Raw genomic sequence first — 13048 nt, forward strand, 5'->3', positions numbered from 1 at the left:
AGGCCTGGAAGGCCGGCCGGGAGGCGCCTTGCTCGTTGACGGGGTCCACGGAAAAAGATCTGCTGACCCGCAGATCTGGGTGGCGCTGACGACCAGCGTCCGACAGGGCCTATGCCGGACTGACCGTGGTGATCCGATGGACGCTGAAGGTCCGGCGGTCTTCACCGACGGTGCCGACGACCCGACCGCCGTCGACCCGCGCCGGGCGGAACAAGGACCGTCGCAGATCGCCGGAAGCATCGACGTAGCCGATCCACACCGGCAGGCCATCGGCAGCCGCATCCTGCAACGCTCCAAGCAATACAGATGGGTCATCGTCCGCACTCATGACCCGCGGCGCAGTCGCGTCCGCGGTGACCAGTCGTTCCGCCATCTCGCGCACCCGCTCGGGGTCCAGCGCCGTGGTCTCCGTCGGCGGGACGACGCGAGGAGTCGGGGCTCGCTTCTGATGCGCAGCCACAGCAATCGCGACACCCTCGGCCGACTCCGCCAAAGCGGAGTGCCCCGCCTTCCGCAGCGCGTCCAGCAGGTAGGTCGGCGGCACCGACGTCACCGCGACGGTCGGAGCCAGCAACCGCAGGCCGAGGTGGGCGAGCTCCGAGTCGGCGACCAGCGCAGCGAGGGCGCCTGTGTCATCGCTGCGGACATAGGACGACGAGCCGCCCACCAACGTCTTGCCGTGGCGACCCGCTGCCTCGTCGATCAGGTAGGTCAGCGGCTGGGGGAGGGGCGAGGGACTGGCCGCCGTCAGCGCGGCGCGCAGCTCGGTCGGTGATGCTCCACCATCGAGGGCCGTTGACAGCGAGCCGGCCGAGAATCGGAAAACGGTTGCTCCGCCGCGTGATTCGACGTCGGCGGCGCGATGCATCAACCGGTGCAGTTCGTCGGTGAGTGGTCCCGGCGCGATCGCCGTCAGATCGCCCTGGATGAAGACCCGGTCGACCAACGTCGGCAGCAGGGGCTCAACCGAGGCTGCGTCGACCAAGCCACCGGCGAGGATGCGCCCGACCTGCGACAGCTGATTGCCGATAGCCAGCCCGAGCCACTCCGCCTCTCGAATCACCACGCCGGATTGCGTCGGCGCGCCGGGCGGCAGGCGCAGCGGCCGGTGCCAGTGCAGCAGCGCATCGAGTTCGGCGGCCGTCGGCACCCCGTCGAGCTCGACCAGCACTCCGAGCACGTCGTGGCGGCGCCGATGCAGCATCGGCCACTGCGCATCCGGGCCAAGCAGGTTGATCGTGCCCGTCGACCCGCGCGTTCCCACCAACGACGGCGCGCGCGTGGTCATCCACCACGCATTCACCAGGGTCGCCCACCGGCCGGCCGGCGCCATCTCCAGCCATTCGTCGTGGCGTGGGGTCGGTCGCCAGTGCGGGTCGATCTCCGCATCGGAAGCGAACAGTCCTGCGGCGCAGGCAATTTCGGTGACGAAAGCGGTCTCCGCCGGGTCCAGACCGAGCTCGGCCTCCAGCGCCCGCTGCTCGCGTACACTCAGGCCCCCTTTGCGCATCACCGGCGGCGGATCCGTCGCCCACAGGTCGCCCAGCGCCTCCACGTGGCGAGCAAGCGTGAGCCCGGCAAGGCCTGCGGCGGCATCGACATCCGCCGACGGGCGGGCCGTCCCGGTCGCCGTCGGTGGCTGCATCATGGGACCTGCGTCACCTCGTACGGCAAGACCGACCTCCAGCGGCAACACCACCTGCTGCTGGTCGCGACGGAAAGTCAGCCCGGCATCGATCAGCTCGCGCAACGCATCTGATGCGGAGTCGCTGCCGGCGTAGGCCACCGGGTGGCGGGTCGCGAGTTGCAGCAGCGCGAGCCGGGCCGGCTCGGACAGCCGATCGATGATGGCGCCAAGATCCGCCGGCTGCGGACGCTCGGTCAGGTCCGACCAGCGCGGCCCGAGCCGGGCGGGAAACATGATCACTTCGGTGGTCGCGCGTACGGGTGTCAGCCCACCCCTGTTGCGCCACAGCAGGCCTCGTGTCCAAAGGTCGTCGAGAACGGCGTTCGTCGCGGCGTCGTCCGCGACCGCCTGGCCGGCCAACAATGCCTCGAGGACCTGCAGTCGATCGGCGGTGAGCGTCTCCAGCGCGCGCTGCACGCTGGACCGGGTCGCTGCCCGCGCGGCCAACGCCGACAGGTCGGTCGGTGGCGGGGTGATGAGGTCGGGTCGGGCGAGCAAAAGGGCCGCCAACTGCTGCGGCGAACGACTGCGTACGTCGTCGGCGAAACTGCGATGCTCGGACACCCCCTCACGCTAGCCCTGCGGTGTGCTGAAGTTGGCGGGTGACCACGCGAACGCCCAGCGGCGACCAATGGACCCTGCGAGCGCACGACCAGGAACTGGTCGTCACCCAGATGGGTGGTGGCATCCGCAGTTATCGGGTCGGCGGCGCCGACGCCTTGTGGGGCTACCCGGAGAACAAGAAGGCCGATGCCGGCCGCGGGCAGTTGCTGATGCCGTGGCCCAACCGGATCCGTGAGGGCAAATACACCTTCGGGGGTCATTCGGAGCAGCTGTCGCTGACGGAGGCCGGTCGCCGCAACGCTTCCCACGGGCTGGTCCGTTGGGCCTTGTGGAACCGCGTCGAGCAGACCGACGACTCGCTCACTGTGGCGTATTCGCTGCTACCGCAGTCGGGTTGGGACTGGATGCTCGATCTCACCTGCACTTACCGGTTGACCCCGGACGGCCTGGTGGTCGAGACGGCCGCCACCAATGTCGGTGACGAGGACGCTCCGTTCGGCTACGGCGCTCACCCCTACCTGACCGCCGGGGAAGCGCGCGTCGACGAACTGACCCTCACCCTCCCGGCCGCCACCATGTTCGAGGTCGACGCGCAGCTGATTCCGATCGGCCGGACGCCCGTGCCGGCGCCCTACGACTTCCGGGAGCCGCGCGTGATCGGCGAGGTCGAGTTCGACCACGCCTTCACCGACTTGGCCGCTGAGGGCGACCGGTGGGCCGTCACTGTCCGCGCGGGTTCCCGATCGACCACACTATGGGCCGAGGCCGCCACCTTCGGATACGCGCAGGTGTTCACCGGCGACTCGTTGCCCGGTGGGGCGGCGCGCTCCACCGGCGTGGCGGTTGAGCCGATGAGCTGCCCGGCGAACGCCTTTGTGACCGGCGAATCACTGACCGTCCTCACACCCGGCGACACATGGCGCGGCAGCTGGGGCGTCACTGCGGGAGAATGACCACATGAACCCGTCCATGGCTCTCGCGACTGTGCTGATCGATGAACTACACCGATTGGGCGTCCGAGACGTGGTGCTGTCTCCCGGGTCGCGCTCGGCCCCGTTGGCGTTCGCGGCAGAGGCTGCCGACCGAGCTGGGAAGCTGCGGCTACATGTGCGCATCGACGAGCGCTCGGCGGCGTTCCTCGCGCTCGGGTTGGCGAAGGTGAGCCGGGTCCCGGTGCCGATCATCACCACCAGCGGCACCGCGGTCGCGAACCTGCACCCGGCTGTGTTGGAGGCCTCACACGCTGCCGTCCCGTTGTTGGTGCTCTCGGCCGACCGGCCCGCCGAGATGCGTGGGGTTGGGGCTAACCAGACCACCGACCAGGTGAAGATCTTTGGGTCGGCGACCCGCTGGTTCTACGAGTTCGGGGTCCCCGAACGTCGTGCGGGACAACAGGATTGGTGGCGTTCCATTGCTGGGCGGGCGGTGGCCGAGGCGACTGGAACCCCAGCTGGAGACGCGGGTCCGGTGCATCTGAACATCCCGCTCCGGGCGCCGCTGGTGCCCGACGACGACCCGAGCGACTGGCCCGAAGACCTCTGTGGGCGACCGCGTGGGGAGTCCTGGCTGAACGTACGCAACGAGGCCAGCCACCGCGGTGCCCCGACGGGTCCAGGGATCGCGCCCGTTCCGCGCACCCTCGTCGTTCTCGGCGACCTGCCCGATGCGCGGCAGGCGGCCCAGATTGCCGAATTGGCCGATACTGCCGGCTGGCCGATGATTTCCGAGCCGTTTGGCCAATATCACCGCGGGCGGGTCACTCCCCACGGCCCGCTGGTCCTGCGCGCTCGCGCTTGGCTGGAGCGCAACCTGCCAGAGCGGGTGCTGGTCGCCGGTCGGGTGACGCTGGACCGGGATGTGTCGGCCCTGCTGCGCAACCCGGCCGTTTCGGTGGAAGTGATCACCTCGGGGACCTCTTGGGCTGGGGCGAGCCACCGCACCCGGCGCGTCCACGAATGGGACGACATCGAACGCAGCCACGCCGCGGTGTCGGGATGTGTCGACCGGGCTTGGGCCGCGCGTTGGCGACGAGCCGGAACGGCCCTGAGCGAGGTCGCCGCTCCGCTGATCGAGGGCAGTTGGCCCTCAGGCATGGCGGTCGCGCGGACGGTTGTGCACCACCTGCCGGAGGGTGCCGGCTTGTTCCTCGGCCCGTCGAACATCGTGCGCGACCTGGATCTGGCCCGCAATGCCAACCGCGTCGCGCGCCATGTCGTGTCGGTGGCCAATCGTGGGCTGGCTGGCATCGATGGTGTCGTGTCGAGCGCGGTGGGTCTGGCGCTGTCGAGGCCCGACCATCGCACCTTTGCGTTGATGGGCGACCTCACGTTCCTGCACGACAGCAACGGTCTGCTGATCGGGCCGGGCAACGCGGTTCCGGACCTCACGATCGTTGTCGTGAACGACGACGGCGGCGGCATCTTCGGCACTCTCGAGCCGGGTGGTGCCGCTCACGCCGAGCCGTTCGAGCGAATCTTCGGCACCCCCACCGGAACCGATCTGAGTTTGGTCTGTCGGGCCCGCGGGGTCGACCACGAACTGGTCACCGACGCGGAAACCCTGGCGGAGCGCATCAAGGCTCCCCACCAGGGCATCCGGGTTATTGAAGTTCCGATCCAGCGGTCCGGTCAACGGGACCTGCTGGCTCGGCTGTCGGCCGCCGCGAACAGCGCTCTCGACGAACTCGACTGAGCTGCGCCGACGCGCGCTCAGGCGCTGGGCGACAACGAAATACGCCCGCTGCCGGTGCGCGCACGCAACCGCACGTGGTCCTGCCCCTCGGTCGGCGCGCCCACTGACGGCAAACTGTTCTCCACCGGGCGGCCCGACACGATGTCGGTCCAGACCGGGGTGCCTGCCGGCACCCGTACGGCGACGGAGCCGCTGCCGGTGCGCGCATCCAGCGAACCGTTGCTGAAGGCGTCCACCTCGACGCTGCCGCTGCCACTGGCCGCGCGGATGTCACCGCGCGCCGCAGCGATGCGTACGTCGCCGCTGCCGGACTTCGAGGTCAGGTTGCCCTCGAAGGACTCGATCGAGATCCCGCCGGAACCGGTGGCGAACTGCACGTCTCCGTGCAGTTCGCCGACCTCGGTTGAGCCGGAGCCGGAGCGCATGCGAGCGCCGGCGCCGATGCGGTCGACGCTCGTGTCGCCTGACCCACGGTCGAGCAGGGCTCGACCGCGTACGTGCTCGATCCGCAGACGACCAGAACCGGACTTCACCTCAAGGTCGCCGACCTCGCCGGCGACGGTGACCTCGGAACTACCTGACATCACACTGACGTCACTTGCCGTGGGCACCACGACCTCGATGCGCACCCCACGATCGTCCCAACTGCGGCCGAAGTGGTGACGCTCCGGCTCCTCAATCGAAATGCGCGGTCCGTCCTGTCGGACCTCCACCAGTTCCTCGCCGTCGCCCTCGATCGTGATGATGGGGGCGTCGGTGTCGGCGGCAGTGACGGTGAGTGCCCCGGGGGAGCGTTTCATCACGCTGAGGTCGGCGCGCTCGATCGGTTCGAGTTTCTCAACACGCATGTCAGTTCCAGCCCTTCATGTGTCGCGGTCCTCGACGACCGCCGAACGGGTCCTGACCGAGGAAGTGGTTGATCAGTTCGGAGGGGTCCAGGCCGATGCCGTCGCGCATGGCGGACACGCGAATTGCGTTGACAATCCACGTGTTCAGCGACTGATTCGCGGCATCTGCGCGGGCTTCGGCCTTGGTCTTGACCGATTCCGGCATGCGTACGGTGACCCGAGCGCTGCCGCCGCCTTCTTCCTCTTCTTTGGTGAGGTCGATGTGATCGGCAGCCGCGGTCGCCGAGGCGACGCTGGGCACGCCTTGCACGGCGAACTCCAGGTCGCGGCCGGCCAGGCGCACGTCGACCGACCCGTTGGGCAGTTGGGCGGAGATTTCGGCGGCCGCGTTGCTGATGGCCTCCATGAGCGCCAGCCGGGCGGCAGCGTCGACGGCGAACCCGAGTCGCTCTGCTACAGCAGAGGCGTCCGGGCCCGCGGCTTCAGCGGCTGCGATCAGGTCGCGCCGCATTCCTTCGATGTACGGAGAAAGATCCATGACCCCACTGTGACATCACAGTGACGTCATATGCAAGAGCTTTGACGCAGATTGATGTCAGGCGGCGTCAGTGGCGTTCATTCCGCGGTGCAGCGCGACGATTCCGCCCGACAGGTTGCGCCACTCCACACCGCTCCAGCCGGCCGCCTGCAGCCGATCGGCCATGCCCTGCTGGTCCGGCCACGCCTGGATCGACTCGGCGAGGTAGACGTAGGACTCCGCGTTCGAGCCGATTGGCGCGGCGATCTTCGGCAGCGCAGCCATCAGGTACTCGGAGTAGACCTTGCGGAAGACGGGGTTGGTCGGCCTCGAGAACTCACAGATGAGTACCCGCCCGCCGGGCTTGGTCACGCGCCGGAACTCGGCCAGCGCAGCAACGCTGTCGACCACATTGCGCAGTCCGAACGACATGGTCACCGCGTCGAAGGAGTTGTCGGCGAACGGCAGGCGCATCGCATCGGCGGCAGTGAAGCCGAGGTCGCGACGGCGCTTCTTGCCCACCCGCAACATCCCGATCGAGAAGTCGCCGGGCACCACGTGGGCGCCGGCGGCATCGAAGGGTTCGCTGGAGGTGCCGGTGCCGGCCGCGATGTCGAGGATCACTTCACCCGGCTGCGGCGCGACGGCCTCAAGCACCGCCTTGCGCCAGCGGCGGTCCTGGCCCATCGACATGACGTCGTTGGTGAGGTCATAGCGCGCGGCGACGTCGTCGAACATCCGGGCGACGTCGGAGGGGCGCTTGTCGAGGCTGGCGCGGTTCATGGACTCATCTTCGCGCACGGTCGCAGCGGGGCGCACCAGCGGGCGGCGTACGCTGCGTCGTCGTGACCTTTCCGCTCGTCGACGCCGCACCCACTCTTGTTGCACGGACGACTCAGATCGACGATTCACGCGATTTGATCACCCTCATCCCGGCTGAGGTGCCATCGGTCGACATCGTTTGCTGGCTGCGCGGCGGCGAAGGTCTTGTCGGCTGGGGTCGGGCCGCAAGCATCGACACCGACGGCGACGACCGGTTCGATACCGCCGCCCACTGGTGGGAACAGGTCCGGGCGGCTGCGGTCGTACGCAGCGATCTCGACCTGCCGGGAACGGGCCCCGTGGCCTTCGGCACCTTCGCCTTCTCCCGTACGTCGGCCCAGGGCAGCGCCCTGGTCGTCCCTGAAGTGATCATCGGGCGACGCGACGGACGCACCTGGATCACCCACGTCGCCACCGCCGACCGACTGCCCGGCACCGAAGCACTGAGCGATGCGCCCGCGCCCGGGGCGCCGCAGGGACTCGTCTACCGCGACGGCGCGCTGGACCGGGACCGCTGGGCGGAGGCCGTTGCTGAGTCCGTACGGCGGATTCGCCACGGCGATCTCGACAAGGTGGTCATGGCTCGCGACGTCATTGCCGCCAGTGACGACCCGATTGATCTGCGCTGGGTGCTGCGCCGCCTGACTTCTGAATACCCGACCACCTGGACCTTCGCGGTCGACGGGATGGTGGGCGCGACGCCCGAAATGCTGCTACGCCGCGAGAAGGGACTGGTGACCTCCCGGGTTCTCGCCGGCACCATCCGCCGCACCGGCGACGACAGTCGCGACCTGGCCCTCGCCGCCGGTCTGGCCCGATCGTCCAAGGACCTGGAAGAGCACGAATACGCCGTCCGCTCCGTCGCCGAAGCGCTGCGCCCGCATTGTTCGTCGATGAACGTGCCCGAGTCGCCCTTCGTCTTGCACTTGCCCAACGTGATGCATCTGGCAACCGACGTCACCGCCGTCTTGCGCGACGGGAGCTCGAGCCTGGCGCTTGCGGCCGCCCTGCATCCGTCGGCGGCGGTCTGCGGAACGCCCACCCGCATGGCGGCCGAAGTCATCCTCGAACTCGAGGAGATGGACCGCGGTCGTTATGCCGGTCCGGTGGGCTGGCTCGATGCTGACGGCGACGGGGAGTGGGGGATCGCGCTGCGCAGCGGAATGCTCGACCCGAGCGATGACCGGGTGATGCGGTTGTTCGCCGGCTGCGGGATCGTGGCCGGCAGTGTGCCCGATGCCGAGCTGGCCGAATCCGACGCGAAACTTCTACCGATGCGTAGTGCCCTTGAGGCCTGACCGACGGCGTGCAGTTAGGTGCGCCTTAGTGGGTCTCCCGGCCGGGTGGGCCGTAGAGTGCTCGGGTTAGTGACACCCTTCACAAAGGCAGGATTCCGCCCGTGAGCCAGCCCGCTCCCAGCACCCCCGCGGAGGAAACCGCCGACGTCATCGTCGTCGGTGCAGGCCCCGGGGGATCCGCCACCGCCGCATACCTCGCGATGGCCGGACTTGATGTCCTCCTGCTGGAGAAGACCCATTTTCCGCGCGAGAAGGTCTGTGGCGATGGCCTGACCCCGCGAGCAGTCCGTGAACTGGTCACCCTCGGCGTCCCGACGCCCGAAGACGACGGCTGGATCAAGAACAAGGGTCTGCGGATCGTCGGTGGCGGTATGCGGCTGCAGCTGGACTGGCCCGAGGTTGCCAGCTTCCCGCCGTACGGCTTGGTTCGCACCCGCCAGGACTTCGACGACATCCTCGCCAAGCACGCCGTGAAGAACGGCGCCCGCCTGATGCAGGGCGTCAACGTCACAACCCCGATCAAGAACTCCGCCGGCCACATCGTCGGTGTCGAGGCCAAGGAGATGGGCGCCGACGACCGGCCGACCGGCCGCAAGCTGACCTTCCGGGCCCCGCTGGTCGTGGCCGCCGACGGCAACTCCTCGCGCCTGTCGCTGGGAATGGGTCGCGAGAAGCGTGAGGACCGCCCGATGGGCGTCGCCGTCCGCGCCTACTACGAGAGCCCGCGGCACGACGACGACTACCTCGAGTCGTGGCTGGAGCTGTGGAGCAGCGACAAGGACGGCAACAAGATCCTGCTGCCCGGTTATGGCTGGATCTTCGGGGTGGGCGACGGCACCAGCAATGTCGGCCTCGGCATCCTGAACACCTCCACCGCGTTCGGCAAGACCGACTACCGCGACGTGATGAAGCGTTGGGTCGAGACCATGCCGGCCGAGTGGACCTACAACGAACAGACCATCCAGGGTCCGATCCGCGGCGCCGCGCTGCCGATGGGATTCAACCGCCAGCCCCACTACGCCGACGGTCTGCTGCTGGTCGGCGACGCGGGCGGCATGGTCAACCCGTTCAACGGTGAGGGCATCGCCTACGCGATGGAGTCCGGCCGACTTGCCGCCGAAGTCATCGCGCAGGCGTTCGCCCGCGACGATGACGCCGGTCGCGAGCGGGTCCTGGAGACCTACCCCGCCGTCATGAAGGACGCCCTCGGTGGCTACTTCACGATGGGCCGCTGGTTCGCGAAGATGATCGGCAACCCCGAGGTCATGCGCCTCGCGGTGAAATACGGTCTTCCGCGCCAGACGATGATGCGTTTCCTGCTCAAGGTGATGGCCAACCTGGGGGACACCCACGGTGGCCGCGCCGACGACCGCCTGATCGCCGCGTTGTCGCGGATTACGCCAGCGGCATGATGGGGAGCCAAGCAATGAATACGATGGATCCGGCGAACCGGCCCGACGCGCCGTACGCCCGAAAGGAGTCGCTGCGATGACCGGCTTGACCACCTATTCGTACGCACCGCTGTTGTTCTTCGCCGCCATCGGTCTCGGCTTCGCCGTCTTCTCGGTCGGAGCCGGTGCCCTGGCGGGACCGAAGCGCTACAACCGGGCGAAGGCCGACGCTTACGAGTGCGGCATCCAGCCCTCCCCACATGCCGACGGCGGTGGCAGGGTGCCGATCAAGTACTACCTGACAGCCATGCTGTTCATCATCTTCGACATCGAATCGGTGTTCCTTTATCCGTTCGCGGTGTCGTTCGACCGGATGGGCCTGTTCGCCCTGGTCGAGATGGTGCTGTTCATGCTGACCGTCTTCATCGCGTACGCCTATGTCTGGCGCCGCGGCGGGCTCGAGTGGGACTGACAGGCAGACAGAGGCGCTAGGAGACAACCATGGGTATTGAAGAAAAGCTTCCCGCCGGATTCATGCTCTCCACGGTGGAGGGTCTGGCTGGCTACATGCGTAAGAGCTCGGTCTGGCCGGCGACCTTCGGGCTCGCCTGCTGCGCGATCGAGATGATGGCGGTCGGCACCCCCGACTACGACATCGCCCGGTTCGGGATGGAGCGGTTCTCCGCCACCCCTCGCCAGGCCGACCTGATGATCGTCGCCGGCCGGGTCAGCCAGAAGATGGCCCCCGTCGTGCGCCAGGTCTACGACCAGATGCCCGAGCCCAAGTGGGTCATCTCGATGGGTGTCTGCGCCAGCTCCGGCGGCATGTTCAACAACTACGCGATCGTGCAGGGCGTCGACCACGTCATCCCGGTCGACATCTACCTGCCCGGCTGTCCGCCTCGCCCGGAGATGCTGCTCCACGCGATTCTTGAGTTGCACAAGCAGATCCAGTCCACGCCGCTGGGCGTAAACCGGGTCGAGGCGGCTCGTGCCGCCGAGCGCGCCGCGATGGAAGCAACACCGACCCACCAGATGAAGGGGTTGCTCGCCTGATGGCAGATGACAAGGCGCTCAACGACTTGCCGAAGGACCCGGTGACCGGTCCGGTCAAGGACGCTCCGACGGAGCCTAAGTCCGACGTCGAGATCGCGCAGGAAGACGGGACGGTCGTGGACCACCCGGCTGCTGGCGCTCCTGTGCTCGTCGCCCATAAGCAGGGCATGTTCGGCTCCTCGTTGGGCAATGACACCTCCGGCTACGGCAACCTGCAGCGCCCGGTGCTGTTCCCCGGCGCCGCGCAGCGACCGTACGGCGGTCATTTCGACGAGATGGCCGACGCACTGACCGCGGCCCTTGGCAACGGAGGCCCCTCCTTCGAAACGGCAGTGACCCGCGTGGTCGTAGACCGCGGCGAACTGACGTTCTTCGTTGACCGCGCCCACCTCCCGGTCGTCGCGCAGGCGCTGCGGGATGACCCGGCGCTGCGTTTCGAAATGTGTGTCAGCGTCTCCGGGGTCCACTATCCGCAGGAGACCGGCGCCGAACTGCACGCCGTCTATCACCTGGTGTCGATCACCAACGGCAGCCGCCGGTTGCGCCTGGAGGTCACAGCTCCCGACGGTGACGCCCACATCCCGAGCATTACCTCGGTCTGGCCCGGCGCCGACTGGCACGAGCGCGAGACCTGGGACATGTTCGGCATCGAGTTCGACGGCCACCCGGCCCTGACCCGGATCCTGATGCCCGACGACTGGCCGGGCCACCCGCAGCGCAAGGACTACCCGCTCGGCGGCATCCCGGTCGAATACAAGGGCGCCACCGTGCAGCCCGCGGACGAGCGCAGGAGCTACAACTGATGTCGGCCACCTCTCACACCTCTGCCGCCGACCCGTTCGGCAGCTCGACCCACGACGTCGACGACGACACCCCGGTGATCAACGCCGCGGGTGGCGACTGGGACTCCGTTGTTGATGAAGCCGCAGCCCTCCACGAGGAGCGGATCGTCGTCAACATGGGTCCGCAGCACCCCTCGACCCACGGCGTACTCCGGCTGATCCTCGAGCTTGACGGCGAAACCGTCACCGAAGCGCGAGCTGGCATCGGCTACCTGCACACCGGTATCGAGAAGAACATGGAGTTCCGCACCTGGACCCAGGGCGTGACCTTCTGCACTCGCATGGACTACGTCATGCCGATCTTCAACGAGACGGTCTACTGCCTGGCCATCGAGAAGGCGCTCGGCATCACCGACCAGATCCCGGAGCGAGCCACCACCATCCGCGTGATGATGATGGAACTGCAGCGCACCGCCTCCCACCTGGTGTGTCTGGCAACCGGCGGCATGGAGATGGGCGCCACGACGGTCATGACCATCGGGTTCCGCGAGCGCGAGCGCATCCTGCGGATCTTCGAGATGGTCACCGGCCTGCGGATGAACCACGCCTACGTCCGCCCTGGCGGCGTGGCCCAGGACATCCCGGTCGGCACCATCGACGCGGTTCGTCAGATGCTGCCCGACCTGCGTCGCGGCGTTCACGAGCTCGAACTGCTCCTCAACGAGAATCCGATCCTCAAGGGCCGCACCAGCGACGTCGGCTACCTCGACCTCACCGGTTGTGTTGCTCTTGGCCTCACCGGCCCGGTGTTGCGCGCGGCAGGTCTGCCCTACGACCTGCGCAAGGCCGAGCCCTACTGCGGCTACGAAACCTACGACTTCGACGTCGTGGCCCGTGACGAGTGCGACGCCTACGCTCGGCTGCGGATTCGGATCGACGAGATGTACCAGTCGATCCGCATCGTCGAGCAGGCCGTTGACCGTCTCGAGGCCAACCCCGGCCCGGTCATGGTGGCCGACAAGAAGATTGCCTGGCCGGCCCAGTTGGCGGTGGGCGCCGACGGTCAGGGCAACAGCCTCGACCACATCCGCGAGATCATGGGCGAGTCCATGGAATCGCTGATCCACCACTTCAAGCTGGTCACCGAGGGCTTCCGGGTTCCCGCTGGCCAGGCGTATGCCGCGGTGGAGAGCCCGAAGGGTGAACTCGGTTGCCACGTCGTCTCTGACGGCGGCACCCGCCCCTACCGCGCGCACTTCCGTGACCCGTCGTTCAACAACCTGCAGGCCGTGGCCGCGATGAGTGAGGGCGGCGCTGTTGCCGACGTCATCGTCGCCGTTGCCTCGATCGACCCCGTGATGGGAGGTGTGGACCGGTGAGTGCAGATTCCCC

Annotated in this window: 12 protein-coding genes; 8 read left to right on the forward strand and 4 right to left on the reverse strand. The window is 68.0% G+C overall.

Features of this window, described 5'->3' with window-relative positions; genetic code table 11:
* Positions 1-109: 109 nt before the first annotated feature.
* Entirely contained in the window at positions 110-2251 is a 2142-nt protein-coding gene (locus ACYU98_RS13650; RefSeq protein WP_460468760.1) for a helicase-associated domain-containing protein, read from the reverse strand.
* Between the two features lie 38 nt (positions 2252-2289).
* Between ACYU98_RS13650 and ACYU98_RS13655 the strand changes: the two genes are divergently transcribed.
* Together ACYU98_RS13655 and menD are read left to right on the forward strand one after the other, a co-directional pair.
* Positions 2290-3204: an aldose 1-epimerase family protein gene (locus ACYU98_RS13655; RefSeq protein ID WP_460468761.1), complete on the forward strand. Its 915-nt coding sequence runs from the start codon at positions 2290-2292 to the stop codon at positions 3202-3204.
* 4 nt (positions 3205-3208) lie between these two features.
* Positions 3209-4942 carry a 2-succinyl-5-enolpyruvyl-6-hydroxy-3-cyclohexene-1-carboxylic-acid synthase gene (menD, locus tag ACYU98_RS13660; RefSeq protein WP_460468762.1) on the forward strand — a complete coding sequence of 578 codons (1734 nt, stop codon included), beginning with the start codon at positions 3209-3211 and terminating at the stop codon, positions 4940-4942.
* Between the two features lie 17 nt (positions 4943-4959).
* Here menD and ACYU98_RS13665 read toward each other — a convergent pair whose 3' ends face one another.
* The 3 genes from ACYU98_RS13665 to ACYU98_RS13675 are packed head-to-tail and all read right to left on the reverse strand — an operon-like array spanning position 4960 to position 7090.
* Positions 4960-5790, reverse strand: coding sequence for a DUF4097 family beta strand repeat-containing protein (locus tag ACYU98_RS13665; protein WP_460468763.1), 831 nt, complete (start codon positions 5788-5790; stop codon positions 4960-4962).
* A 1-nt stretch (position 5791) separates the two neighbouring features.
* The gene (locus ACYU98_RS13670; protein ID WP_460468764.1) at positions 5792-6328 is read right to left on the reverse strand and encodes a toxin-antitoxin system HicB family antitoxin; all 537 of its coding nucleotides are present in this window, start codon (positions 6326-6328) and stop codon (positions 5792-5794) included.
* Positions 6329-6385: 57 nt separating this feature from the next.
* Entirely contained in the window at positions 6386-7090 is a 705-nt protein-coding gene (locus ACYU98_RS13675) for a demethylmenaquinone methyltransferase (RefSeq protein ID WP_460468765.1), read from the reverse strand.
* A gap of 62 nt (positions 7091-7152) precedes the next feature.
* Here ACYU98_RS13675 and ACYU98_RS13680 point away from each other — a divergent pair, with 62 nt between their 5' ends.
* The 6 genes from ACYU98_RS13680 to ACYU98_RS13705 all read left to right on the forward strand — a co-directional run bounded on the left by ACYU98_RS13680 (position 7153) and on the right by ACYU98_RS13705 (position 13035).
* The gene (locus ACYU98_RS13680; protein WP_460468766.1) at positions 7153-8427 is read left to right on the forward strand and encodes an isochorismate synthase; all 1275 of its coding nucleotides are present in this window, start codon (positions 7153-7155) and stop codon (positions 8425-8427) included.
* Positions 8428-8528: 101 nt separating this feature from the next.
* Positions 8529-9839, forward strand: a complete 1311-nt coding sequence (locus ACYU98_RS13685; protein ID WP_460468767.1) for a geranylgeranyl reductase family protein — start codon at positions 8529-8531, stop codon at positions 9837-9839.
* A 76-nt stretch (positions 9840-9915) separates the two neighbouring features.
* Positions 9916-10290 carry an NADH-quinone oxidoreductase subunit A gene (locus ACYU98_RS13690; RefSeq protein WP_460468768.1) on the forward strand — a complete coding sequence of 125 codons (375 nt, stop codon included), beginning with the start codon at positions 9916-9918 and terminating at the stop codon, positions 10288-10290.
* Positions 10291-10319: 29 nt separating this feature from the next.
* Entirely contained in the window at positions 10320-10874 is a 555-nt protein-coding gene (locus ACYU98_RS13695; RefSeq protein WP_460468769.1) for a NuoB/complex I 20 kDa subunit family protein, read from the forward strand.
* Positions 10874-11677, forward strand: a complete 804-nt coding sequence (locus ACYU98_RS13700) for an NADH-quinone oxidoreductase subunit C (protein ID WP_460468770.1) — start codon at positions 10874-10876, stop codon at positions 11675-11677. The genes ACYU98_RS13695 and ACYU98_RS13700 overlap by 1 nt, the downstream gene beginning before the upstream one ends.
* Positions 11677-13035, forward strand: a complete 1359-nt coding sequence (locus ACYU98_RS13705; RefSeq protein WP_460468771.1) for an NADH-quinone oxidoreductase subunit D — start codon at positions 11677-11679, stop codon at positions 13033-13035. The genes ACYU98_RS13700 and ACYU98_RS13705 overlap by 1 nt, the downstream gene beginning before the upstream one ends.
* Positions 13036-13048 lie beyond the last annotated feature (13 nt).

The organism is Calidifontibacter terrae (assembly GCF_054778835.1).